This is a genomic window from Acetobacterium fimetarium (assembly GCF_014284475.1).
In the GTDB taxonomy this organism is placed as follows: domain Bacteria; phylum Bacillota; class Clostridia; order Eubacteriales; family Eubacteriaceae; genus Acetobacterium; species Acetobacterium fimetarium.
On sequence record NZ_WJBC01000002.1, the window covers coordinates 159,351 to 183,530 of the forward strand.

Consider the following 24,180-nt stretch of genomic DNA (forward strand, 5'->3'; position numbering starts at 1 on the left):
TCACAAACAAAGAATAAGTTTAATGTTAAGGGATTAATGGACCATACGGACATCTTTTTTTTCGCAATTTGCCTGACTGCCCTTGGGTTTTGGGGAATCTTCAAAAAACAATGCATCAATGGATATTCTGAAAACTTTTTTTAAAGCATACAAAAACTCAATTGATGGAAGTTGCAGACCATTCTCTACTCGTTCAATATACTGATAAGGAAATTTAAAACCTTCCTGTTCAAGGGCCTGCGACAGAGAATAAACTGAGAGATCAAGGGTATCACGCCAATTAGCCATGTTATTTGGCAATGGCACATCAACCCATTCGTCTTGATTGAATTCACTTGTACGGGCTTTATTACTGAACTGAGTTTCGGTTAAATATATTTTTCCGTTTGTTTTCATGATTGCCTCCTTGTCAAAATGATTCTGTCGTATTTTATTTAATCCTCACAGATTCTTCATTCATTATTCTGATAAGCACTACCGTCAGATGTTTATCTTACTCTTCATCGTCAAAACCATACATGCAATAATCTTCAAGGGCTTCAAATAAGTATAAGAGACTCCCGGTCATGCTTTCTGCAGTTGTAACAACGATTTCTTTTTCTTCTTCTGAAAGATCCATGAATTCTTCCTCAAGATCACATAGACGCTTTACTAAAAATAATAGTTCTGTTTTCATATTTCTCCGTTCAAAATTGTTATGCTAATAATATATTATCTATGTTGATAAAAAAATGCAAGATAAAACTGCTTATTAATTGATTTTCTTCTTTTTTATCTGGGAAGCTGATATAATACTCGATAGCATAGAATTACAAGGGAGAAATAAAAATTGAGTAAAATAAAATGGCCTGGAAGCGTTTTGCTGGCACCCGTTCCGCCGGTGTTAGTGACCTGTGGGCAGGCAGAAACATCAAATGTTTTAACGGTTGGTTGGACAGGAATTCTAAATACAAAGCCGCCGATGACTTATATTTCCTTGCGGCCCACCCGTTTGTCCTATGAAATTATTTCAGAAGCAAGAGAATTTACAATCAATCTCTCGACCGTTGATTTGGTAAAGGCTGTTGATTTTTGCGGGGTTCGCTCGGGTCGGGAAGTGAATAAACTTGAACAAATGGCATTAGAAATCAATCCTGGCGATTTGATTAAGTCACCGATGCTGGCAGCAAGTCCGTTAAGTATGGAATGCAGGGTGAAAGAGATCATTCCATTAGGGACGCATGACATGTTCATGTCTGAAATTCTGGCTGTTCATGTCAGTGAGGAATTGCTTGATGCGAATGGCAAGCTGCATTTAGATAAAGCAGGTCTACTGGCTTATGTTCACGGAGAATACTTTGGCCTTGGGAAAAAATACGGGACTTTTGGTTATACGGTGAGAAAAAAAAGAAAGAAAAAGAAATAGTCTAATGAATTAATCAGCATTTCTTTTTTGCATGACAAGAGGGGCTACTCAGACAGTCACCCCTCCGGTTATGCATTTAAGCGAAAACACATTCATCCGATAAAAAGGGTCAAAGCTTGGTTATCCAGCCGTCAGGACCTTCTATATCACCGATCTGGATAGCGGTTAAGGTGTCATATAGTTTTCGGGTTATCGGACCGACCTCGGTTTCACTGTAAAAAACATGAAGTTTGTTTTTATATTCGATGCCGCCAATCGGTGTAATAACTGCTGCTGTTCCACAAGCACCAGCTTCTGAAAAACCATCTAAGGCATCAATATAAACATCCTCTTCCGATACTTCAAGACCTAGTACATTTTCCGCCAGGTATAAAAGGGAGTATTTGGTAATACTTGGTAGGATTGATGAAGATTTCGGCGTAACAAAGCGATTGTCTTTTGTAATTCCAAAAAAATTAGCGGCGCCAACTTCTTCAATTTTTGTATGTGTCGTTGGATCCAGATAGATGCAGTCGGCAAAGCCTTTTTCAGCGGCGATTTCGTGGGCAATAAGAGAAGCCGCATAATTACCGCCAACCTTTTGCTGCCCTGTGCCGTAACATGCGGCCCGATCGTAGTCGGATACCATGAAGTTAACCGGCGTCATGCCACCTTTAAAATAAGCGCCTACCGGCATGCAGAAGACAGTAAACAGATATTCTTTTGCTGGTTTAACTGCGATGCTGTTTCCCACACCAATCATCATCGGTCGAATGTAGAGAGAACCACCAGTCCCATAAGGCGGCAGGTATGCTTCATTAGCTTTCACCACATCAGTGCAGGCTTTTATAAAAGTTTCTACTGGAATTTCCGGCATCAAAAGACGTCGGCATGAATCCTGCATGCGTTTGGCATTCTGATCGACTCTAAAGAGTTGAAGATCACCTTTTTTTGTCCGATAAGCTTTAAGGCCTTCAAAACACTGTTGTCCGTAATGAAGGCAGGGTGATGATTCTCCAAGATGCAGTACATTATCCTCGGTTAATACACCTTCGTCCCAGTTTCCGTCTTTCCAGTAGGACAAATAGCGAAGATCAGTTTTCATATAATCAAATCCTAAATTTTTCCAATCAATTTCTACTTTTTTTGTCATAGCAATCTCCTTTTTCTAATTTTACCATTTGTGTTTTAGACAATTAACATGATCAAGCCCATCACAAATCCCAAGAGTCCACCTAACCAAACAATCGCGTTTAGTTCCTTAGACATGATATCCAGAATGATTTTTTCAAAGGTCAAAACATCATAGCTGTTGATCTGGTTTTCAACTAATTGTGATAGATCCACAGCATGAAGCAATGCGCGGATGTTTTTTTCAATCAGCATATGGTAGGTGTTAATGACCCAATCAACGAATTCAGGCATTCGTTCTTCATACTGAGCATAAAGGTCGCATAACTTTTTATCCATCAGGTTAGCTCCTTCCTTTTGAACAATGTTATCTAAGATTTCCGCTCCTCTTTCAGCAATTAATTTCTCGATGATTTCCGACATTTTAACTTTTGCCGAAGCGATGAGGTTATCACTGATGAGCATTGAAAACATCGAGCCTTGAAGATTTGCGGCAATTTCTGTAACGGCAATTTCAGACAACAAAGCGCCCAGTTCGAGCTTTTTCATCCGTTCATATGAAAAGTCCACAATTTTATGGGATACTTCATCTGCGATGCTTAAACCTTGTTCTTCTCCCACGAAGGAAAAAAATACTTCTCTGAGCGTCTCTTCACTGGTGCTTTTTCGATCAATGAAATTATTTAATGTGATTGCTATTTTTTCGTCCATTTCTGGAGACAGCAAACCATTTTTAATAACATTTTCATTGAGCAGTTCACTGGCAACCACATCACCTAAAGATTTCGCGATTCGCGATTTTTCTTTGGGAATCAATCCCGGTGTGAAGGGCAGTGTTATTCCAAAAATTTTTACGGGCTTTAGTGGGCGAAACAGCATTCTAATGGCTATCCCGTTGGTGATAAGTCCGATGACAGCCCCAACGACTGGGCCAACAATAAAACTTAAATTCATCGTATTCCTCCTAAATATAAAACTGAATAATTATAATTTCACCGCAAGTGTTCTTTATTGGGACTTTAAAAAATAATAAGGAATGTTTCCAGGTCAAATTGATAATGGCTTAATTGTAAACTTTTTAAAGGTGACTGTCCAGTCTGAGGCCTAATAAAATGTCAAATCGATGCGCACTGTAGCAGAAAGCAATGTTTCTTCTTCACTAATCTGCTTTTAGGAGCATCGAAAGGAAGGGTTTATCTTGACGGATGAATTTTATAAAGCTATACTAAAATAATGTCAGATAGAATGAATACTAAGAAACCTGTCATTATACAAAAAGGTTACAAACAATAAAATGGAAATGTCAAAAAGAGATCAATAGGAATAAGGTAAAGAATGATGAAACATTTTATCGAATTTAAAGATGTTTACAAGCGTTATCATATGGGAGAGGTTACCATTAATGCAGCTAATGGAATCTCTTTTTCAATTGAAGAGGGACAATTTGCCGTTGTGGTTGGGCCAAGCGGTGCCGGGAAAACAACGGTACTTAATATTCTGGGCGGAATGGATAGCTGCGACGAAGGCCAGGTATTTGTGGGCGACAAGGACATCGCATCACTGACACGCCGGGAGCTTGCGACTTATCGGCGTTATGATACGGGATTTGTTTTTCAGTTCTATAATTTAGTCCAGAATTTAACGGCGGTTGAGAATGTCGAACTGGCAACTCAAATCTGTAATGATCCCATGGATGCAAAGACGGTTTTAAAAAGCGTCGGGCTTGAGGAACGGATGAGCAATTTCCCATCTCAGCTTTCAGGTGGTGAACAACAGCGTGTGGCCATTGCAAGAGCTCTGGCAAAACGGCCCAAGCTGCTGCTCTGCGACGAACCAACAGGTGCCCTTGATTATAATACGGGAAAGAATATCCTGAAACTTCTTCAGGAGACCAGCCGAAAAGAAAAAATGACGGTAATTTTAATTACCCATAACCAAGCCATTACACCCATGGCGGACAAGGTAATCATCATGAAAAATGGCAGAGTTCAGGAAAGCTATTTAAATGAAAAACCGATGTCGGTAGATGAAATTGAATGGTAGAGACATTCGTACTATAAAAGGGGCGCTTTCGCTTTCTGGTTACCAATTGTCAGGCGTTTTAGGTTCGGGACGGTTTGGTACCTGTTACTCAGTATCACGGCATGAAGAAAACTTTGCCCTAAAAGTTTTCAACAAAAATGATGTAAAACGGAGAAAAACCAAAATCGCCCGTGAAGGCAAGATCCTGGCCGCCATCGATCATTGTGCAATTCCCAAAATGATTCAAGTGATCGATGCTGATGGCATTTATGGCCTGATTATGGAAAAAAAGCCAGGCAACAGTTTGGAAGAGTTGATAAATTGGGATTATGATTTTTCTGAAAATGAAATTTTATCAATCACAACTCAATTGATTGATATTATGGAGTATCTGTATTCATTGAAAATAAGTCATCGCGATGTCAAGCACTCGAATATTTTATGGGATCACGGAAAAATATTTTTAATCGATTTTGGTTCTGCCAGAATGCTCTCTGAACAAAAAAGACGCTTTAACGCAGATTTTTGGGGAATCGGGGATGTCTTTCTGCGATTAGCTTTGACTTCCCAGGAAATGGCGCTTGATGAGGGGGATTTCTCTGTCGATGGTTTGGGTTTGGATGACATGCAAAAAAATGTCATTAAACGTCTTTTGTATAGCAAACAGCCTTATGAGAGTATGTACGCTGTCAAACGAGATTTTAAAAAGGTATTTAACCTTGATTGAAACGAGGAGAATATCATATTAAGCTGAAGGAGATTTAAACTGCATTGAAAGAACTGACCTTTTACTTTCCTGTTTTACTGATTGTAGCAGCTAATGTGTTTTACAATATCTGTGCAAAGTCAGTGCCGGAAGCCGCCAATCCGTTTTTATCTTTGCTGGTAACCTATCTGGTATCGGCGCTTGCAACACTTATTTTGCTGTTTATTACCGGATTGGACGAAAACGTCACCGATGCATTCGGAAAAATAAATTGGGCCAGTGTTATCCTGGGCTTATCCGTGGTTGCACTGGAATTCGGATATATCACGGCCTATCGCGTTGGGTGGAATGTGAGCGTCTGTTCGGTTGTCGCGAATATTGCCTTGGCGGTCATCCTTGTTCCGGTAGGAATTTGTTTTTATAAAGAAGTTTTGACAGCCGATCAATTAATTGGCATCGTTCTATGCTTAGGGGGTCTGTTTTTTATCAATCGATAAACAAACTGCGTTAACAATCGGAAACTACAAATTGTTTAGAAAATAAAATATGAGGAATTGAATGAATAATTACATTGAAAAAAATATTTTGCCACTTGTGACAAAACCAATCACCTATCTCGGGAATGAGGTGAATGCCGTTCATAAAACACCCCATGAGAAGATGATTCGTTTTGCCTTTGCTTTTCCGGATACCTATGAGGTTGGAATGTCTCATCTGGGAATGAAAATTTTATATGGACTTCTTAATGAAGAAGCGGATATTTGGTGTGAACGGGTTTTTGCGCCCTGGGTTGACATGGAAGAACAGCTGATAAAGAATAATCTGCCATTATACGGCCTCGAATCGATGATGCCTTTGAATGAATATGATTTTGTCGGGTTTACCCTTCAGTATGAAATGAGCTTCAGCAATGTGCTGAATATGTTGAAACTTGGTCATATCACGCTTGAGGCTAAGGAGCGACAAGAGGGAGAACCCTTTGTGATTGCCGGTGGTCCATGCGCCTACAATCCTGAACCGCTGTCGGATTTTATCGATTTTTATGTCATTGGCGAAGGCGAAGAGGTTATTCTGAAAATTATGGAATCTTACCGCCGATGGAAAAAAACGAATGGCAAACGGATCGACTTTTTAAGGATGGTTGCAGAAATCGAAGGGGTATATGTTCCGGCCTTCTACGAAGTCACTTATGATGATGCTACCGGTGTAATTAAATCATTTTTGCCAATTGTTGAAGAGGCGCCCAAAACCATTCGGAAACAGTTCATCAATGATCTGGATGCTTCCTATTTTCCTGAAAAAATTGTCGTTTCCTATACTGAAACAGTTCATGACCGGATCAGTTATGAAATATTCAGAGGTTGCGGCCGGGGCTGCCGGTTTTGCCAAGCCGGTATGATTTATCGTCCGACACGGGAAAAAACGGTGTCCACGATTCAAAGTAAAATTAGAGCATTGGTCGACGCAACCGGCTATGATGAGGTATCACTTTCCTCGCTCAGTACCGGAGATTACAGTGAAATTGAAACGCTGATTAAAAACCTGGTTGACGAATATGAAGATCAGAAAGTGAGTATTTCCCTGCCATCCCTTCGGATCGATTCGCTTAGTATTGAGATGCTTGAGGAGATACAGAAAGTCCGAAAAGCGGGACTCACATTGGCTCCGGAAGCAGGAACCCAACGCATGCGCGATGTCATCAATAAAGGTGTTACCGAGGAAAACCTGCTCGATACTGTGCACACAGCATTTGAAAAGGGCTGGGGACACGTAAAATTATACTTTATGATCGGTTTACCTGGAGAAACCGATGAAGACATTGAAGGGATTGCTGATTTAGGTCAAAAGACCGTTGATGAATATATGAAAATTGACAAGGAACAGAGAAACAAAAGTCTCAAAGTGGTTCTAAGCACGTCATCGTTTGTGCCGAAACCTTTTACGCCTTTTCAATGGATGGGACAAAACACCCAGGAAGAATTCAAAAAGAAGCAGCGCCAACTGAAGGCATCCATCAAGGATCGAAAAATCTCCTACAGTTGGCATGACAGCGGAGTCAGCTTTCTGGAGGCGGTCTTTGCCAGAGGCGATCGTCGTCTTGGTCAAGTTCTGAAAAAAGCCAATGAAAAAGGATGCCGATTTGATGGATGGGGAGAGCATTTTCAGCTGGAAAAATGGAATGAGGCTTTTGCTGAGGCTGGTATTGACCCTGAATTTTATGCCCTTAGAAATCGGGATTATGATGAGATGCTGCCGTGGGATTTTATCGATACAGGAGTAAAAAAAGAGTTTCTGAAAGCGGAAGCGCTAAAAGCGCTAGAAGCGTTAACCACTCCCTATTGCCCGGAAAATTGTTCAAATTGCGGAATTATGGAATTTAAAAAAGGATGGAAATGTCATGTCTAAAATACAATATCAGTTCAAACGCTCAACTCCCTTGCGTTTCTTATCCCACCTTGATCAGCAGCGGCTTTTTCAGCGCGCTTTTCGTCGGGCAAATCTGCCCATTGAGTATTCTCAGGGTTTTAATCCGCATCCTAAAATGTCATTTGCTTTAGCCATGTCAGTTGGCTTGACAAGTGATTGCGAATACGGAGAAGTCAATGTGTCGGAGGATCTGAACAGCGATGAATTTTTAGCTCGTATGAACGCAGCTTTGCCGAATGGCTTGCAGATTGTCAACGCAAAAGTTTGCGAGGAGGGAACGAGCTCGCTCTCTTCATCCATTGAAAAAAGCTATTACTTGTTAAAAGTGAAGTTAGTGCCGGAGATGAGTTTTTTGAGACTTGATGAGATCATCAAGTCTTATCTGGAACTAACTGATATCAAGATGGAAAAACGCAATAAGAAAGGGAAGATGGTGGAAAAAAACATCCGCCCCTTTATTGAATCAATCGCTGTTTATCAACTGGATGGTGAAAGCGATCGGGTTAACATCGAAATGACCTTAACCTATATCGATCAACAATGTGTGAAGCCGGAGCGAGTTCTTGAAAGCATCAATAGCCTCTATGGGGGTGCTTTTATTGTTGACCCAACCATCGAATGTCATCGTCAGAAATTGCTTCTTAAAGCTGATTTCTAGATTTACAAAAGCGTTACAAACGTTTACAAAAAATCGATTTACTTTCGCTGAAAAGGTGCTATAATTAGGCTAAATCAAAAATCAATTCTTTTCTAATCAATATGAAAACTGCCTAATTCAGATGAATGAGGAGAGGCCGATTCGAAGAATCGTTTCACTTGATATGGTAAAATATTTCAAAAATCCGGAAAAGATATCCGGATTCAGAAAAACATATTTGTTGAAAAATTCATCGAATCAAGAGAACCAGTTCTTGAAGTTTAAGAAAAAGTTCTCAGGATCGGTGAAGTGATCTCCGAGAATTGAAGAAACCAGTTCCTAAAGATCAGAGGAAAATCCATACCTGAATTTAGAAAAACAGTTTTAGAGATTCAAAGAATAGCTTCCTAGAATTAATGGAATGAACGCTTATAATCCGGATCAAATGAAGTGCACGGGTTATGAAAGAAAGATTCTTGAATTCGAAAGAATCCATTCTCAGAGGCGACGGAATAAGTTCCCGAGTTTTGAAGAAAAAAAATACCAGGATTTGGAAAAACAGTTTCTTAGAATCGAAAGGGTGGCTTTTAGATCATCTCGAGTTAACATTTGAAGTGAGCGAATATGAAAGATAAGGTTTCTGATCACGAGAAAGAAGAAAATCCCTAAAGTAAGTATGAGGTTTTCATTTGAGAAGAAAAAAGAAGATTTTTGATAAAGTGAAAGGGGTGAGTCCAAAAGAAATGACAACTGAGATTGAATGCTGATGCTGATTCTGCAATTATATGCGGGGTCAGCTTCAGTATTTTTTGCGTTTATAGAAGTCTTTTGGAGAGGTTAGTTTATGAAATCTTATGCATTAATCATTATGAAGCCTGATGCTTTAGAATTAGATTTGGTTGAAACCATTATCCAGCGATTTTTGAAAGAAGGATTTAAAATTGAAATGGTTGGCTTTAAGCAGGTTGATCAGTATTTAATTCTTTCACATTATACTCAAGTCATTGATAAACTGGGCGAGCAGTTTAAACAAATGATCATTGCCGATTTTGTCGGAAAGAGTATGATGCCGGTGATTTTAAGCCAAAACGGGAAGAAGGCGATTGAAAATGCAAGGGCTTTGACCGGGGCAACGGATCCGTCGGCGTCTTTACCGGGAACGATACGTGGAGATTATGGCGTGGATTCTATGAAAGCGGCTGATCGCGAAAAAAGAGTCTGCAAGAATCTTGTTCATTGCAGTGATTCCAGGGAATCATTCCTAACTGAAATGAAGCTGTGGTTTAATCAGAAAACCTATGATATTTTTTCCGTTTGAGGAGATCTTACTCTGGATGTACTGAAGTCATCCGGAGCATTCCTTTAAACACGGCATCCTGAAAAGAATCCAGCAGCGCCCAAGATGTCACCATTAGTGGCGGCCAAATTGAAGCGCTGCTGGATTATGAAATTCTCAGAGATAAGATGTTGCAAGGGCTATCGCTCATAACAGCGTGTCAATATCGCTGAAGAAATATATCATACAGAAGAGGGCAATTGAACTGTTATTTTTTTCGTGCCTGCACCACAAATCTGGCATTTTCAAAGGTATAGATACAGGTGGATAAAGTGAGCACTTCATCAGTTGGCTTGACAACTACGCCGGTATCATAAAGTGAACAGGCTTTACAACGATTCATGTATGCCAAAAACGCTGCATCGTCATTAAACTCCGGTTGACGATAATCGTAATCTGCATCAGTTACGTATGCCGCGAATATTTCCCAATCGCCCGGATCATTAGGTCGATCAAACTTGATGACCGGATGTTCGGTAAAATATGACTGCTGCTGATAGTGCCATAAACTGCCAAACATCGACTCATCACGCATATAATGACCATAAAGCACATTATTGCGAGTGCGTTCGGTGTTGCAGAGATAATCAAGAAAAATAGTTCCTTCAATGGATGCTTCATTATTAAAACTATTGTGTAGATAATAATCGTTGTTGTCCGTTTGAACAACCGGGTATTCCAGGGGTGTTCCATCAATCTGAACCCAGCCAACCGTCTGGGGATTTATGGCAAGCAGTGCGTTAAAATCAATGCGATTTTCTGGAGTGGCTTCACTCGCGTTAGCTGCTTCAATAATTTGATTTTTCTCCAGATGCTGGGAGATCATAGGGTAGAGAAAATAACCAATGCAACATAATGCAACAACGATAAGCGTTGTACCGACGATAATTTTCATTTTGCGGTTGTTTTTTTGTGCTATCATTCTTACCTCCAAAATACCTTTTTATTTATTATAACAACAATCTGCTTCATTTCCAAACAATAAATGAAATAAAAGATTTAGACTTCTGAAAAATTATTGTAGTTTATTTGGCAACTATATGTCAGAACATGCGTCATTGTCATGCTCACGAATAAGTCTGGAGTTTGCTTAAAAAAATGACGATAAAAATATCTGTTTAAAGCAAAACAAGTCATAAATATTTATTTTAGTTGACTTTATAGGTTTCCCGTGTTATTATCTTAAAAGTTATGTAGCCGCACACACAAGGTTTTAAGTCGAAAGCACCTTTTGTGGCGAGTCTGGTATGAGGAGGTGTAGAAACTATGTACGCAATCATTAAAACAGGTGGTAAACAATACCGCGTTCAAGAAAATGATGTGATCGAAATTGAAAAAATCAATTTCAAAGAAGAAGATGTAAAAGAAGTATCCTTTACTGAAGTGTTAGCTGTAAACAAAGATGGCGAAATGACCGTTGGAACTCCAGTGGTTGAAAATGCTGTTGTTAAAGCTGAAATTCTCGAGGTTGCCAAAGGACCTAAAGTTATTATTTACAAGTATAAATCTAAAAAAGATTATCGTAAAAAACAAGGCCATCGTCAACCGTTCATGAGAGTTAAAATTACAAGCATTCAAGCTTAAATTTTATGATTTCAGTAAAGATCAGCAAAAAAAATAATGAAACACATGAGATAATCGTATCTGGCCATGCAGGTTTTGCTGATCAAGGTGAAGATATTGTTTGTGCTGCTGTTTCGGTGTTGACCATCAGCATCCTTAATGGCCTCACAGAGATTGTTGGTCGGAAAGATCTGAATGAAATGGTGGAAGAAGGATACGTTCGTTTTACCATTCCTGAGATTTCAGATGAAAAAATGAAAATGAAGACGGATACTTTAATCTCAACTTTACTCTTGGGAATCCGAGGGATAACGGAAGCTTATGGAGATTATATCCAGTTTGAAGAAGAATATAAATAGGAGGTGAACATAATGATTAAAATGAACCTTCAACTATTTGCCCATAAAAAAGGGGTTGGTAGTTCAAGAAATGGTCGTGATAGTGAGTCAAAACGTCTTGGTGTAAAAAGAGGAGACGGTCAATTTGTACTTGCAGGTAATATTCTAGTTCGTCAAAGAGGAACAAAAATTCATCCAGGTACTAATGTTGGAAAAGGCGGAGATGATACATTATTCGCATTGGAAGACGGTATCGTGCGTTTCGAAAGAAAAGGCAGAGACAAAAAACAAGTAAGTATTTATCCACGGGAAGCAATCTAGTTTTCCAGTGACAAAATAATACAGCTATAAAACCTCTTATGCTCGTTTTTGACAGATAAGAGGTTTTATTTTTTGTTGTACGGATTGATATTATAAAATAGCGAGGTAACAATGTTTGTAGATAAAGCGGAAATTATACTTAAGGCTGGCAATGGGGGACATGGAGGCATGAGCTTCCGACGAGAAAAATATGTTCCCAATGGTGGCCCGGATGGTGGAAATGGAGGCCATGGAGGTAGTATTATCTTTATGGCGGACAATGGCCATCGGACTTTAATAGAATTTAAATATAAAAGAAAACACAAAGCAGAGAATGGGGAAAATGGATCGGGCTGCCGCTCGGCTGGTAAAACAGGCGAAGATTTGATTATCAAAGTGCCGGTTGGAACCATTATTAAGGATAAAGAGACCGGTCGCGTCATCTGTGATTTATCAGAAGATGGACAAAAATACCGGGTGGCAGATGGCGGTCGTGGCGGTCGTGGAAATATGAACTTTGCAACTGCGACAAGGCAGGCACCGCGATTTGCACAAGGTGGTGTTAAAGGTCAGGAGCGGACGGTTATTCTTGAGCTGAAGTTACTGGCGGATGTGGGACTGATCGGATTTCCAAATGTTGGAAAATCAACACTGCTATCGGTAGTTACAAAAGCAAAACCAAAGATTGCCAATTATCATTTCACAACGATCGTCCCCAATTTAGGGGTAGTCGAATGGCGGAATTTTGATCCATTTGTTATCGCCGATATCCCCGGTTTGATTGAAGGCGCCCATGAAGGAACTGGACTTGGCGACCAATTTCTCAGACACGTGGAGCGAACGAAACTTCTCATTCATCTTCTGGATGCATCTGGAAGTGAAGGCCGTGATCCGTTGAATGATTTTAAAAAGATCAACTACGAGTTGGAAAAATACAATGAAAAGTTAGCGAAGCGCGTGCAAATTGTCGCTTTGAACAAAGTTGATTTAATCTCGGATCAGGAAGAACTGAATACTTTAAAAGGTGAACTTGAAACTTTGGGGTATGAGGTGTTTGTCATTTCTGCTGTTACCGGCGCGGGAATAAATGAACTTTTAAGCCGCACCATTCAGCTTCTTGATGAAATTGGAGAAGTTGAACCGATTTTCGATCTGGAACCAGTTGAAGAAACTGTTTACACACCGGAATTCAAGGAAAAACAATTTACCATTGAAAAAATTGATAATGTATTTATTGTTGAAGGGGCATTCCTGGAACGTCTCATCAATTCAGTGAATTTTGAAGATTTGGATTCCATCGGCTTCTTCCAACGCGTACTGAAGGACAAGGGCGTCTTTGAAGAACTTGAAAAGATGGGCATCAAGGATGAAGATGTCGTTCGATTGGATGAGATTGAATTTGAGTATTTTAAATAGATTTCACTCCTTATTATATGTTATAATAACATCGCAGAAAGTAGAGAAAAAATGTTAACAAGTAAACAAAGAAGTTATTTGAAAAAACTTGCCATCGATATTCCAGATATTATTTTTATTGGCAAGGAGGGGATAACCCCCCAAGTAATCGTTCAGACCCGGGATGCTATTATCGCCCGTGAATTGGTTAAGGGAAAAGTACAAAACAATTCACTGGAAGACGTTGATGATGTCGCCCGTGAATTGGCGAAGGCTACAAAATCGGATATTGTCTGTACCATCGGCAATAAATTTATTTTGTACAAAAAAAATCTGTTGAAAACAAAAATTGAAGTTCCTACTAAAAATCAAAAGAAAATCAAACGAATCAAGAGAACATCAACGAGTAATTTAAGAAAAATAGATAATTAAAAGCAAAGGTTTGAGATGAAGAAAAAAATCGGTCTTCTGGGAGGAACATTTAATCCCATACATACTGGACATCTGCTGTTGGCAGAATCGGCCAGGGATCAATTTAAACTGGATAAGGTTTTGTTTATTCCGACAGGAAATAATCCGTTCAAACAGTCTCAGGAAGAAATTTCCAAGGAACATCGTCTGAAAATGGTTGAGCTTGCCATTGCCGGAAATCCCTATTTTGAGATCATGACCTATGAAATTGATCAAACTGGTCTTACCTATACGATTGACACGGTAAATAAAATTAAGGTGCTTTATCCTGACAGCGACTTGTACTTTATTGCCGGTGCTGATTTGATGTTTGAAATCAATCTCTGGAAGGGCGCGGATGAGCTCCTGAAGGCAGTGAATTTTATTACTACCTTTCGACCGGGTTACAGTCATAAAAAGCTCGATATCCGCATCAGAGAACTAAAGAAAATTTATGGTGCGTCAATTAGTAAATTACGCACGACAGAGATGGACATTGCATCATCTGATATTCGTTTGCGAATCAGAAACGGCAACTCCATTCGATATTTGTTGCCTGAAGCTGTGGAAAATTATATCTATATGCATCAGTTGTATTTATCAAAAACATGAGCAGAGAGTAAAAAATGAATTGGAATGAAATTGAATCAGATTTAAAAAGAAAATTGACAAAAAAGCGATATCAGCATACATTAAATGTAGTAGAAGCAGCCAGAGAACTGGCGTTGAAATATGGGTGTAATGTTGAGAATGCTGCTATTGCAGCAATGCTCCATGATTGTGCCAAGTGTTTTTCAAATGATGAATTGCTGGATTATGCAAAGAAACACAATATTGAAATAGATGCTGTGAGTTTAGAGGATCCCCAATTGCTGCATGGCCCAGTTGGAGCAATGGTAGCAGGAGAATTATACAGCGTGGAAGATCCGGAGATTCGGGATGCTATTTGTTATCATACAACCGGTCGAAAGGCAATGACAAAACTCGATAAGATTATTTATCTGGCTGATTTTATTGAGAAGGGCAGAACCTATCCTGGCGTGGAAAAGGCGCGAAGAAAAGCCTTGACTGATCTCGATGCGGCGACGATACAGGCGCTTACAAACAGCATCTGTCATGTGGCGCAGATGGGTGCACTTATTCATAAAAGATCGATCTGCGCCAGAAATGATCTGATTATAAAAAAATTAAAAAAAATTAAAAATGAAAGCGAGTGATTATTATTATTCCGGAAGAATTTGTTGAAAAAATTAAAGGCTGGATTGAAGATAAAAATGGGTTCGATATTGAAATTATCAATATTACTGAAATGTCTACAATTGCAAATTATTTTGTGATTGCCAGCGGAAGCTCAGAGCGACAGGTGAAAGCCATTGCTGACAATATCGAATATGAAACAAAAAATCTTGAAATCTTTCCCAAAGGCATTGAAGGACAACGGGAGGGTCGTTGGATTCTGTTGGATTACTACGATGTCATTGTTCATATTTTCCATGCTGATGAACGTGGATTTTATAATTTGGAAAAACTCTGGAAAGACAGTCCCGTTACACGATAAATGTAGTAGTTGAAAATTGAAAGGGGTAGAGCGCAATTTTTATTACTGTCAAAAACCTGCATAAGGACTTTAAAATCGGTAAAAATAGCATAAGCATACTCAAAGGAATTAACCTAAGCATTGAACAAGGCGAAATGGTGGCACTTCTTGGTCCTTCCGGATCAGGAAAATCCACCTTTTTGAACGTTCTAGGGGGACTTGTGCCACCAACATCAGGTGAAGTCATAATTAAAGACTATCGGATTAGTGATATGACTGAAAATGAACTTTGCCTTTTTAGAAGAGAACACCTTGGTTTTATTTTTCAATCTTATAATTTGATTTCCACCATGAATGCCATCGAGAATGTTGCTTTAGCCCTGACTTTTGCAGGTGTGAAAAAAGAAATTCGCCTAAAGCGAGCAAAAGAAGCACTTGAGATCGTCGGTCTTGTCGATCGCATGGAACATAAACCCAGTGAATTATCAGGAGGACAGCAGCAAAGAGTGAGTATTGCGCGGGCTTTGGTCAATCATCCGGAAATAATACTTGCTGATGAGCCCACTGGAAATTTGGATTCGAAAACGAGTTCTGATATCATGGAAATGATTACTAAGCTCAACCGTGAAGAAAAGCAGACATTTGTAATTGTCACCCATGATCCGGAAGCTGCAAAATATTGTACTAAGGTCATTCACATGCGAGATGGCCTTATTGAACGTTGGGAAGATCAACGATAATAATCGAAATGGAGTATTTTAATGAAAGAAAAAACGATTCTGCCTATCCTCATTCTGTCATTGTTCATATTATTTTGTTTCACACCATGCGTTTTTGCTGCTCCGGAACAACCGCTGCTCCAAATCAGTTCGGTGACTTATTCCCCGGAAACTGTTTCACCAGGTAAAGAATTCAAACTGACTGTCACGCTTGCCAACCACGGTGATTATGACGCTAAAAATGTTACCTTGGACGTGCTTTCAATTGCCGGCAGCCAGGACCTGGGTGTTTTTTCGATGGTTGGCAGCGGAAGTCATTTCTATGTCGAAAAGATTCCTTCGGGAGAAAGCTCGGCCATTGAAATTCCGATGGTTTCTTCTCCCAATGCGGAAGCAAAGAATTACAATTTAAACCTTCAAATCAATTGTGAAGACAGCGACGGCGATGACTATAGTTTTGCTGAAACGGTTGGTATTTTTGTAAATGAAAGTGATTCGATGTCCATTATCGTGCCGGATCGATATACCCTTACGGCCAATGATCAGGGTGTCACAAAACTTGATTTTGAAATTGCGAATTACGGTTCGAATCCTGTCAAAGGGGTGCAGTTGAATGTTTCCGGTGATGGCCTGAATTTCACCAGCAGCTCCCAGTATTACGGCACATTTGAAAAAGATGATAATGATGATTTTTCTACGGAAGTTACTGCAAATGGTCAAGGTGAGTATCCTGCAAAAATCACCCTTAAATATGTGGATAGCTTCAATAATGAACGCACGCTTGAAAAGAACGTCACAATTATTTCACAGGAAGCCACAGCTCAAAAAAACGATAACGCGGATGAAAATATATTCCAGAAATTTCTACGCGTTGTATTCGGAATTGGAGCATAGCGAGGTGATATTGTGAATAAGCAAGAACTCCTGCGGTTATCCTGGGAGAATCTCTGGCGCATGAAATTCAGAACCATTCTTACGATTATCGGCGTTGTGATTGGAACCGCTTCCATTATCGTGATGGTTTCCATTGGAAACGGCGCTCAAAAAAGTATCACCGATGAATTATCCGGCGCGGGATCAGTGACCACCATCCAGGTTTATAAGGATATTGGATCGACTGGAATGACCATGATGGCTGGTGGAAAAAAGGAAGACGAGAAAATCCTCAATGACGACGCGCTGAAAGATCTGAAAAGAATCGATGGGGTTGTGGCAGTCACACCGGTTGTCAATCTCAGTGGCGCGACCGTTGATTACGATCGGGAGCAGTACGGGGTTTCACTTATGGGCGTTGACTACAACGTGATGGAAGACATGCGTTATAATACAACCAGCGGGAAAAAGCCGGGGGCAAATGATCATAATTCCGTCATTTTAGGAAAAGAAGTATTGTCCAGCTACACATTAAGCTCGACCGGCGCCCAGGCTCAGGAAAACACAGTTGCTCCGGAAGATCTGATTGGTCAAAATATCAGCCTGGTGATATCGAAAACGAATGCGAACGGTGATGAAGAAACCCGAACTGAGAAAGTTAAAGTTACCGGTGTTCTGGAATCGACCGGCGGCTCGGAAGACTATTCCATCATTGCCGATTATAAACTGGTTACTGACCTCAATCAATGGCAAACCGGGACAAAAGTCAATGTGAAAAAGCAGGGCTATTCCGAAGCTTTGGTGACCGTTGAGGATTCGTCCGTTGTCAATACTGTTACCGCGCAAATTGAGGATTTCGGTTTCACTGTGTTTTCCATGCAGCAGATTTTGGAATCAATGGGAAGTGTTTTCCAGATGCTCCAAATACTTTTAGGCGGTATCGGAGGGGTAGCGCTCCTGGTCGCCTGTATCGGTATTGTCAACACCATGACGATGTCAATTTATGAACGGACAAAGGAAATTGGCATTATGAAAGTTATTGGCGCATCGATCTCTGATATCCGCAATATGTTCATTGCGGAATCCACCATGATCGGTCTGATCGGGGGGATTGTCGGTATCATTATCAGCTTTATTCTTTCAATCCTGATTAACCTGATAGCCGGTTTGTTCATCACGACGGGTAATGTGACAATTTCATACATTACGCCCGGTTTAGTTGTTTTCGCGCTGCTTTTCTCAGCCATTGTCGGTCTTTTATCTGGTGTTCGTCCAGCTATTAAAGCGGCTAATTTAAGCTCGCTGGATGCTATCAGAAGTGAATAATAGAAATGGAGTCAACATGAATTATTTAAATCTATTAATCCATCCGGTTCAATTTTTCAAACAATTAATGAGTAGAGAGAAAATATCACTGCTCGTTCCCATTATCATTCTGATCGTTATCGGTATTTTTTCAGGACTGATTGCCGGCAATGCGGTATCGACGATGGATATGGGGATTGCGGAAGACCAAATGTCAATGGTCAAATGGATTACCATCGGCACGGGTGTTTTTTCTGGGATCATCGGACTTGGCATTGCCGTTGTCGTCAAAGCGGGTATTTTCAATTTTGTGCTGAACAAAATGGGTGGCGCTGGAAACTTCAAAACAGCAGTCTATGTGGTTGGATTGTCCTATTTTCCGAAAATCATCCAGAGTATTTTAAGCCTGATCTTTCAGAAACCGATCGATTTAACCAAGGCGTATGAATTCGACTGGGTCGCTTTTCTGGGGGGCATTTTCAGCATCTTCAATATTTGGCAAATCATCATCGTCATCATTGGCCTAAGTGTAGTTTATGGCCTGTCATACAAGAAAACCGCAATCCCGGTGATTGGACTGGAATTGCTGGCAGCAGGACTGAGTCTGGGAACATCTTTGCTGACAGCAAGCTCAATGGCGGGCATTTCGACAACCGGCATTAAATAAAATTCAAGAAAAAGTGAGATTCAAAACGCAACATAACTGGCGGCGAAACGCTTGATGCTTCGCAATCGCCTGATCAAAAATATTTAGGAGATTATTTATGAAAATAGGAATCGTTGGTTTACCCAATGTCGGAAAAAGCACAATTTTTAATGCATTAACAAAGGCGGGCGCTGAATCCGCCAATTATCCATTTTGCACCATTGATCCCAATGTCGGGGTCGTCACCGTTCCGGATCCGCGATTAACAGTATTGGAAAAAATGTACACTTCAAAAAAAGTTGTTCCAACAACGATTGAATTCGTGGATATTGCAGGTCTCGTCAAGGGCGCCAGCAAAGGGGAAGGACTGGGAAATAAGTTTTTGTCCCATATCCGGGAAGTGGACGCGATCGCTCATGTCGTTCGTTGTTTTGAGGATGATAATGTCGTTCATGTTGAAGGAAAAATCGATCCCATCGATGATCTGGAAACCATTAATCTGGAACTGATTTTTGCAGATATTGAAATGCTGGATCGACGAATCGATAAAAATAAAAAGATTGCCAAGACGAATGCCCAGGAAAAAGCAAATCTGGAAATAGCCATGCGCCTGCGGGAAATCCTTGAAGGCGGCAAAATGCCGAATGAGAGCGATTTTAATGCTGATGAGTGGGATTTTATCCAGACCATCCAACTTATTTCAACCAAACCGGTACTGTACATCGCCAACGTATCGGAGGATGATTTGCTTGAAGACAATGAGATGGTCAAACGCCTGAAAGCGACGGTAGCAGAGAATTATTCGGGTGAACATAAAGAAATTATCAAAATATCGGCGAAAATTGAGGAGGAAATTGCGCAATTTGACGATGAGGAAAAAGCGGAATTTCTGGCAGAATTGGGCCTGGCATCCTCAGGTCTCGATCAGGTTATCCAGGCCGGCTATAAACTTTTGGGATTGATAACCTTTTTAACAGCCGGTCCGGATGAATGCCGAGCCTGGACTGTCACCGCAGGGACAAAAGCGCCTCAGGCGGCTGGGAAAATCCACAGTGATATTGAACGTGGTTTTATTCGTGCAGAAATTACCAGCTATGATCAACTGATCGCGGCTGGTTCAGATGTCAAGGCAAGAGAGACCGGCGTTACCCGGATTGAAGGAAAAGAGTATGTCATGAAAGACGGCGATGTCACGTTCTTTAGATTCAACGTTTAAAATCAAATAAGAAATATTACAGGAGGTTGCCGTGAAAGATCTTGTTCTTGTCGGTATCAATTCAAAGTATATCCATACGAATCTTGCAGTACGGTCTTTAAAGGCTCAACTTCCTGAATTTGATGTTCAGATCGTTGAGCTGTCCATCAACGATTCGCTGCATCGAATCGTGCAGCATTTATTATCATCAGAAACAAAAATATATGGCTTTTCCTGCTATATCTGGAACATGGAGTTGACTCTGAAACTGGCGGAAATCATCAAGAAAGCCAGACCTTTTTCTAAAATACTGTTTGGCGGTCCAGAAGTGAGTTATGATTCACCAGCTCTGTTGAAGAAGCATTCTTTTATCGATCTGATCATTCAGGGAGAAGGAGAGCTGAAATTAAAAAAGCTTCTTGAAACCGGGGAAAATGAAAGCAGCCTTGGTCAAATTCCCGGTCTTTGTTTTAGAAGTCAAATCGGCGGAATCATGACAATTCCGGATGAAAAACTAATTTCATTGGACCTCCTGGCATTTTCGTATAATCGGGACGCACTGGAAATGTATGGCAATAGGATTATCTATTATGAAACCATGCGGGGATGTCCGTTTTCCTGCTCCTATTGCCTGTCGTCGACCACTCACGGCATGCAGATGCTTTCTTTGGAACGGGTTTTAAGAGAAATGGACTGCTTCATCAAGGCAGAGGTCAAACAGGTAAAACTTGTGGATCGAACCTTTAACTGTGATATAAAACGGGCCAAAGCTATTTTCAGACATTTGATTTCGCGTGGGGGTAAGACAAATTTTCATTTTGAAATGACCGGGGATCTTATCGATGACGAGATGATTGAAATTTTAAAAGAAGCACCGCCAGGGCTGATTCAATTTGAGATTGGCGTCCAGAGCACAGAGACGAAGACGCTGGCAGCCATTGGACGAAAAATCAGTTTGACAAAGACTGAAGCGAATGTCCGAAGACTGCTGGCGGGTAAAAACATTCATATTCATCTGGACCTCATTGCCGGCTTGCCGTTTGAGAGCTATGATATTTTTAAAGCTTCCTTCAATCGCATCATTGCCCTCGCGCCGGATATGCTTCAGCTCGGTTTCCTCAAATGTTTGAAAGGAACCAGAATCCGCGGTGAAGAAGCTGTCCATGAATATGCCTATGCCCAATTTCCGCCCTATGAGATTATTTCCAGCAAGTATATCAGCAGTGATGAGCTCTATCGTCTACGCGATATTGAAATGCTGGTTGATCGGTATTATAACAGCGGCTATTTCAAAATGACAATCAATTATGTCATGGAGCTGGATTCCTTCAAAACACCGTTTGAATTTTTCGAGAAATTTTCTGACTTCTGGACAGTTCAGGGATACTTTGATGTTGGCAAATCAAGAGATCAACTTTTTGAAATTCTGTTGATGTTTTTAAAGCCGTATGATCAAACCAATCGTTTGACTGAATGGATCAAGTTTGATTTTCTCAGTCTGGGCGTGACGAGACTGCCGGAATATCTGAAAGACCATACCCCGGACAAGGAATGGATTTTTGAATTTCTCAAAGAACCGACGAATATTAGTCGGTATTTACCGGAATATAACCATTTAGCCGCCAAAAAGGTCTTTACCAAAGTAAAATTCCAGTATTTTTCAAGCGAATTTATGCATTGTCTAACTGGAAAATATCCATTGGAGAACAAAACTGAAGGCCTGATCGTTTTTGCAGAAAAAAAATATCGAATATTGAAATAAAAAGTTTTAAAAGTATTGATTCTTTATAAAAAAAGGGATATACTTTTAACCATTAAATAAAAAAATGTTGATGAGGACGAGTAAATCATTTGGATGGTTCAGAGAATAGGCAACTTGGCTGTAATTGCCGATACAGAAGATGATTGAAAACCACCTTGGAGTTGAAACCTGAAAGCAGTAAGGTTTTACGGAGCTGACCGTTATCCAGAACTTGAGTGGATTCATCATGATGAATCAAATTGGGTGGAACCGCGTTATTTACGTCCCTTTGTTTTACAAAGGGGCTTTTTTTATTTTAGAAGAAAATTGAAAAGGAGACAAAAATGATTACAATTACGTTAAAAGACGGATCCATAAAGACTTATGAACCCGGGATCACAGTGCTGGAGGTTGCAAATGACATCAGCACCGGACTTGCCAAAAATACACTGGCAGGTGAATTAAACGGTGAGGTGGTTGATGTTCGTCAGCCGATTACTGAAGATTCCTCGTTAAACTTACTGAAATTTGAAGATGAGGGCGGCAAGCATGCGTTCTGGCATACCGGTTCCCATCTGTTGGCTCAGGCTATCAAGCGGCTTTATCCACAAGCAAAACTGGCGATTGGTCCCGCCATCGACAACGGCTTCTACTACGACATTGATGTTGATGTGATTATTACACCAGAAATTATGGAAGCCATCGAAAAGGAAATGGGCAAAATAGTGAAAGAAGGCTTTGAACTGAAGCGCTTTGAACTCAGCCGCAATGAAGCCCTTGATAAGGTCAATAAAGAAGGCGAAATCTACAAGGCTGAGCTGATCGAAAACCTGCCGGAAGATGCCATCATCAGCTTCTATTCACAGGGAGAATTCAGCGATCTTTGCGCTGGACCGCATCTTCAGAATTTGAGCCCGATCAAAGCCATCAAACTTTTAAGTCTTGCCGGGGCCTACTGGCGCGGCGACGAAAAAAATAAAATGCTGCAACGAATCTATGGCATCACCTTTCCCAAGAAAAGCCAACTGGAAGAGTATTTAGTCCGACTGGAAGAAGCCAAAAAACGTGACCACCGTAAACTGGGCAAAGAGCTTGATCTCTTTTCTTTACACGAAGAAGGACCCGGATTTCCCTTCTTTCACCCCAAGGGTATGATCATCCGAAACGAACTGGAAAATTTCTGGCGCGAAGAACATCAAAGCCGCGGCTACCAGGAAATAAAAACGCCGACCATTCTGAATTCTGAACTCTGGAAACGTTCCGGTCATTGGGATCACTACCAGGAAAATATGTATTTCACTGAAATTGATGAAAGTGAATATGCGATCAAACCGATGAACTGTCCTGGGGGAATGCTGGTCTATAAAACAAAAGGCCACTCCTACCGTGATTTGCCATTAAAAATGGGTGAATTGGGTCTGGTCCACCGCCATGAACTGCATGGGGCGCTTCATGGGCTGATGCGGGTACGTGCGTTTACTCAGGATGATGCACATATTTTCATGACACCGGATCAGATTGAAAAAGAAGTCACCAACGTTATTGAATTAGCGGATGATATCTATAAAATATTCGGATTTAAATATAAAGTTGAGTTATCGACAAAACCGGAAAATTCGATTGGATCGGATGAAGTTTGGGAAATTGCGACTGAAGCGCTCCGAAAAACATTGGAGGATAAAAAAATCGATTACCGTATCAATCCTGGCGATGGCGCATTCTACGGTCCTAAGATCGACTTCCATTTAGAAGATAGCCTGGGTCGTACCTGGCAATGTGGAACCATTCAGCTTGATTTCCAGATGCCGGAACGTTTTGATCTGAATTATATTGGAGCCGATGGCGAAAAACATCGCCCGGTTATTATTCACCGGACGATTCTGGGAAGCATCGAACGATTCTTCGGAATCATCACTGAACACTTTGGTGGAAAATTCCCGGTTTGGCTGGCACCGGTTCAGGTGATGATCATTCCGGTTGCCGATGCGCACCATGACTTTGCAAAAGGCATCGCAAAAGAGCTTTCTGACATTGGGGTCCGGGCATCAGTTGATGTCCGCGACGAAAAACTGGGTTACCGCATCAGAGAAGCCCAGATGCAAAAAACACCTTACATGCTGGTAGTTGGTGATAAAGAGGCCCAAGGCGGTGATTTGGCGCTGCGAGTCCGTGACTGCGGAGATGTCGGCCAGATCAGTATTGATGATTTGAAAGAAAAATTAATCGAGAAGATTAAAACGAAATCCTTAGTATTGGATTAAACAAACAACGTAATAGTAGTTGACAAAAACGAAAAGGATAAATATAATGAAACTTGAAAAAGTTATGACCAGGAACAAGTAGCAGTATAATAATCCTTGTAGAGAGCTTTCGGCTGGTGTGAGAAAGCAGGGTTTGTACCGTGAATACATCCTGAGAGCTGCGTACTGAAAGGCGTGTGCCCGGTAGGCTATGTCGGATTCCATCCGTTACAAT

At 40.6% G+C, this 24,180-nt stretch carries 27 protein-coding genes and 3 other annotated features (1 of these 30 cut by a window edge); of the genes, 22 read left to right on the forward strand and 5 right to left on the reverse strand.

Translation table 11 applies throughout. The features are described 5' to 3' along the window. Positions 1–33: 33 nt before the first annotated feature. Both GH808_RS02050 and GH808_RS02055 read right to left on the reverse strand, forming a co-directional pair. Positions 34–396, reverse strand: a complete 363-nt coding sequence (locus GH808_RS02050; RefSeq protein WP_186841144.1) for a helix-turn-helix transcriptional regulator — start codon at positions 394–396, stop codon at positions 34–36. A gap of 97 nt (positions 397–493) precedes the next feature. Beyond that, positions 494–676, reverse strand: coding sequence for a hypothetical protein (locus GH808_RS02055; protein WP_186841145.1), 183 nt, complete (start codon positions 674–676; stop codon positions 494–496). 153 nt (positions 677–829) lie between these two features. Here GH808_RS02055 and GH808_RS02060 point away from each other — a divergent pair, with 153 nt between their 5' ends. After that, on the forward strand, positions 830–1,405 hold the full coding sequence (locus GH808_RS02060) for a flavin reductase family protein (protein WP_186841146.1): 576 nt from the start codon (positions 830–832) through the stop codon (positions 1,403–1,405). Between the two features lie 109 nt (positions 1,406–1,514). On the opposite strand, the gene GH808_RS02065 is transcribed toward GH808_RS02060, so the two are convergent. Both GH808_RS02065 and GH808_RS02070 read right to left on the reverse strand, forming a co-directional pair. Further along, on the reverse strand, positions 1,515–2,537 hold the full coding sequence (locus GH808_RS02065; RefSeq protein WP_186841147.1) for a branched-chain amino acid aminotransferase: 1,023 nt from the start codon (positions 2,535–2,537) through the stop codon (positions 1,515–1,517). A 35-nt stretch (positions 2,538–2,572) separates the two neighbouring features. Further along, entirely contained in the window at positions 2,573–3,469 is an 897-nt protein-coding gene (locus GH808_RS02070) for a DUF445 domain-containing protein (protein WP_186841148.1), read from the reverse strand. Between the two features lie 384 nt (positions 3,470–3,853). Between GH808_RS02070 and GH808_RS02075 the strand changes: the two genes are divergently transcribed. The 6 genes from GH808_RS02075 to GH808_RS02100 all read left to right on the forward strand — a co-directional run bounded on the left by GH808_RS02075 (position 3,854) and on the right by GH808_RS02100 (position 9,625). Continuing rightward, entirely contained in the window at positions 3,854–4,558 is a 705-nt protein-coding gene (locus tag GH808_RS02075) for an ABC transporter ATP-binding protein (protein ID WP_186841261.1), read from the forward strand. Next, positions 4,542–5,264: a protein kinase domain-containing protein gene (locus GH808_RS02080; protein ID WP_186841149.1), complete on the forward strand. Its 723-nt coding sequence runs from the start codon at positions 4,542–4,544 to the stop codon at positions 5,262–5,264. The genes GH808_RS02075 and GH808_RS02080 overlap by 17 nt, the downstream gene beginning before the upstream one ends. 44 nt (positions 5,265–5,308) lie before the next feature. Continuing rightward, entirely contained in the window at positions 5,309–5,740 is a 432-nt protein-coding gene (locus GH808_RS02085; protein WP_186841150.1) for an EamA family transporter, read from the forward strand. 61 nt (positions 5,741–5,801) lie between these two features. Continuing rightward, positions 5,802–7,649 (forward strand): TIGR03960 family B12-binding radical SAM protein, encoded by a 1,848-nt coding sequence (locus GH808_RS02090; protein ID WP_186841151.1) that lies wholly within the window; start codon positions 5,802–5,804, stop codon positions 7,647–7,649. Beyond that, on the forward strand, positions 7,642–8,328 hold the full coding sequence (locus tag GH808_RS02095; protein WP_186841152.1) for a TIGR03936 family radical SAM-associated protein: 687 nt from the start codon (positions 7,642–7,644) through the stop codon (positions 8,326–8,328). The genes GH808_RS02090 and GH808_RS02095 overlap by 8 nt, the downstream gene beginning before the upstream one ends. An 823-nt stretch (positions 8,329–9,151) precedes the next feature. Then, positions 9,152–9,625, forward strand: coding sequence for a nucleoside-diphosphate kinase (locus tag GH808_RS02100; RefSeq protein ID WP_186841153.1), 474 nt, complete (start codon positions 9,152–9,154; stop codon positions 9,623–9,625). A gap of 226 nt (positions 9,626–9,851) precedes the next feature. Here GH808_RS02100 and srtB read toward each other — a convergent pair whose 3' ends face one another. Further along, positions 9,852–10,565: a class B sortase gene (gene srtB / locus GH808_RS02105; protein WP_186841154.1), complete on the reverse strand. Its 714-nt coding sequence runs from the start codon at positions 10,563–10,565 to the stop codon at positions 9,852–9,854. 263 nt (positions 10,566–10,828) lie between these two features. Further along, positions 10,829–10,897, forward strand: a sequence feature (ribosomal protein L21 leader region). A 12-nt stretch (positions 10,898–10,909) separates the two neighbouring features. Between srtB and rplU the strand changes: the two genes are divergently transcribed. The 15 genes from rplU (at position 10,910) to thrS (ending at position 23,966) form a co-directional block, all read left to right on the forward strand. Further along, positions 10,910–11,227 (forward strand): 50S ribosomal protein L21, encoded by a 318-nt coding sequence (gene rplU, locus GH808_RS02110; RefSeq protein WP_186841155.1) that lies wholly within the window; start codon positions 10,910–10,912, stop codon positions 11,225–11,227. 5 nt (positions 11,228–11,232) lie between these two features. Next, positions 11,233–11,565, forward strand: coding sequence for a ribosomal-processing cysteine protease Prp (locus GH808_RS02115; protein WP_186841156.1), 333 nt, complete (start codon positions 11,233–11,235; stop codon positions 11,563–11,565). Between the two features lie 12 nt (positions 11,566–11,577). Continuing rightward, entirely contained in the window at positions 11,578–11,865 is a 288-nt protein-coding gene (gene rpmA / locus GH808_RS02120; RefSeq protein WP_186841157.1) for a 50S ribosomal protein L27, read from the forward strand. Between the two features lie 111 nt (positions 11,866–11,976). Further along, a complete protein-coding gene (obgE, locus tag GH808_RS02125) occupies positions 11,977–13,260 on the forward strand; it encodes a GTPase ObgE (protein ID WP_186841158.1) in 1,284 nt (427 codons plus the stop codon). Between the two features lie 51 nt (positions 13,261–13,311). After that, the gene (locus GH808_RS02130) at positions 13,312–13,671 is read left to right on the forward strand and encodes a YhbY family RNA-binding protein (protein ID WP_186841159.1); all 360 of its coding nucleotides are present in this window, start codon (positions 13,312–13,314) and stop codon (positions 13,669–13,671) included. 15 nt (positions 13,672–13,686) lie between these two features. After that, positions 13,687–14,301, forward strand: a complete 615-nt coding sequence (gene nadD / locus GH808_RS02135; RefSeq protein WP_186841160.1) for a nicotinate-nucleotide adenylyltransferase — start codon at positions 13,687–13,689, stop codon at positions 14,299–14,301. Between the two features lie 14 nt (positions 14,302–14,315). Then, complete coding sequence (gene yqeK / locus GH808_RS02140; RefSeq protein ID WP_186841161.1) at positions 14,316–14,906, forward strand: bis(5'-nucleosyl)-tetraphosphatase (symmetrical) YqeK; 591 nt, start codon at positions 14,316–14,318, stop codon at positions 14,904–14,906. Continuing rightward, positions 14,903–15,247, forward strand: coding sequence for a ribosome silencing factor (rsfS, locus tag GH808_RS02145; RefSeq protein ID WP_186841162.1), 345 nt, complete (start codon positions 14,903–14,905; stop codon positions 15,245–15,247). Before yqeK ends, rsfS begins: the two co-directional genes overlap by 4 nt. Before the next feature lie 35 nt (positions 15,248–15,282). Then, positions 15,283–15,966, forward strand: a complete 684-nt coding sequence (locus GH808_RS02150; RefSeq protein ID WP_186841262.1) for an ABC transporter ATP-binding protein — start codon at positions 15,283–15,285, stop codon at positions 15,964–15,966. A gap of 21 nt (positions 15,967–15,987) precedes the next feature. Further along, positions 15,988–16,839: a COG1361 S-layer family protein gene (locus GH808_RS02155; RefSeq protein WP_186841163.1), complete on the forward strand. Its 852-nt coding sequence runs from the start codon at positions 15,988–15,990 to the stop codon at positions 16,837–16,839. Between the two features lie 12 nt (positions 16,840–16,851). Then, entirely contained in the window at positions 16,852–18,144 is a 1,293-nt protein-coding gene (locus GH808_RS02160; RefSeq protein ID WP_186841164.1) for an ABC transporter permease, read from the forward strand. A gap of 16 nt (positions 18,145–18,160) precedes the next feature. Then, positions 18,161–18,790: a Yip1 family protein gene (locus tag GH808_RS02165; RefSeq protein WP_186841165.1), complete on the forward strand. Its 630-nt coding sequence runs from the start codon at positions 18,161–18,163 to the stop codon at positions 18,788–18,790. A 97-nt stretch (positions 18,791–18,887) separates the two neighbouring features. Then, positions 18,888–19,985, forward strand: coding sequence for a redox-regulated ATPase YchF (ychF, locus tag GH808_RS02170; RefSeq protein ID WP_186841166.1), 1,098 nt, complete (start codon positions 18,888–18,890; stop codon positions 19,983–19,985). Between the two features lie 31 nt (positions 19,986–20,016). Next, a complete protein-coding gene (locus GH808_RS15605; RefSeq protein WP_186841167.1) occupies positions 20,017–21,726 on the forward strand; it encodes a B12-binding domain-containing radical SAM protein in 1,710 nt (569 codons plus the stop codon). Positions 21,727–21,784: 58 nt separating this feature from the next. After that, positions 21,785–21,997: a binding site (T-box leader), on the forward strand. A gap of 52 nt (positions 21,998–22,049) precedes the next feature. Further along, entirely contained in the window at positions 22,050–23,966 is a 1,917-nt protein-coding gene (thrS, locus tag GH808_RS02180; RefSeq protein ID WP_186841168.1) for a threonine--tRNA ligase, read from the forward strand. A gap of 55 nt (positions 23,967–24,021) precedes the next feature. Further along, positions 24,022–24,180 (forward strand) — a binding site (T-box leader); it runs 85 nt beyond the window's last position.

Coding starts and splice junctions, on each gene's coding strand:
- GH808_RS02055 (WP_186841145.1), bottom strand. CDS start 676: ATGAAAACAGAACTATTATTTTTAGTAAAGCGTCTATGTGATCTTGAG.
- rpmA (WP_186841157.1), top strand. CDS start 11,578: ATGATTAAAATGAACCTTCAACTATTTGCCCATAAAAAAGGGGTTGGT.
- GH808_RS02080 (WP_186841149.1), top strand. CDS start 4,542: ATGAAATTGAATGGTAGAGACATTCGTACTATAAAAGGGGCGCTTTCG.
- GH808_RS02165 (WP_186841165.1), top strand. CDS start 18,161: ATGAATTATTTAAATCTATTAATCCATCCGGTTCAATTTTTCAAACAA.
- obgE (WP_186841158.1), top strand. CDS start 11,977: ATGTTTGTAGATAAAGCGGAAATTATACTTAAGGCTGGCAATGGGGGA.
- ychF (WP_186841166.1), top strand. CDS start 18,888: ATGAAAATAGGAATCGTTGGTTTACCCAATGTCGGAAAAAGCACAATT.
- nadD (WP_186841160.1), top strand. CDS start 13,687: ATGAAGAAAAAAATCGGTCTTCTGGGAGGAACATTTAATCCCATACAT.
- GH808_RS02100 (WP_186841153.1), top strand. CDS start 9,152: ATGAAATCTTATGCATTAATCATTATGAAGCCTGATGCTTTAGAATTA.
- GH808_RS02115 (WP_186841156.1), top strand. CDS start 11,233: ATGATTTCAGTAAAGATCAGCAAAAAAAATAATGAAACACATGAGATA.
- GH808_RS02070 (WP_186841148.1), bottom strand. CDS start 3,469: ATGAATTTAAGTTTTATTGTTGGCCCAGTCGTTGGGGCTGTCATCGGA.
- GH808_RS02050 (WP_186841144.1), bottom strand. CDS start 396: ATGAAAACAAACGGAAAAATATATTTAACCGAAACTCAGTTCAGTAAT.
- GH808_RS02130 (WP_186841159.1), top strand. CDS start 13,312: ATGTTAACAAGTAAACAAAGAAGTTATTTGAAAAAACTTGCCATCGAT.
- srtB (WP_186841154.1), bottom strand. CDS start 10,565: ATGATAGCACAAAAAAACAACCGCAAAATGAAAATTATCGTCGGTACA.
- GH808_RS02155 (WP_186841163.1), top strand. CDS start 15,988: ATGAAAGAAAAAACGATTCTGCCTATCCTCATTCTGTCATTGTTCATA.
- yqeK (WP_186841161.1), top strand. CDS start 14,316: ATGAATTGGAATGAAATTGAATCAGATTTAAAAAGAAAATTGACAAAA.
- GH808_RS02065 (WP_186841147.1), bottom strand. CDS start 2,537: ATGACAAAAAAAGTAGAAATTGATTGGAAAAATTTAGGATTTGATTAT.
- GH808_RS02075 (WP_186841261.1), top strand. CDS start 3,854: ATGAAACATTTTATCGAATTTAAAGATGTTTACAAGCGTTATCATATG.
- GH808_RS02095 (WP_186841152.1), top strand. CDS start 7,642: ATGTCTAAAATACAATATCAGTTCAAACGCTCAACTCCCTTGCGTTTC.
- thrS (WP_186841168.1), top strand. CDS start 22,050: ATGATTACAATTACGTTAAAAGACGGATCCATAAAGACTTATGAACCC.
- GH808_RS02090 (WP_186841151.1), top strand. CDS start 5,802: ATGAATAATTACATTGAAAAAAATATTTTGCCACTTGTGACAAAACCA.
- rplU (WP_186841155.1), top strand. CDS start 10,910: ATGTACGCAATCATTAAAACAGGTGGTAAACAATACCGCGTTCAAGAA.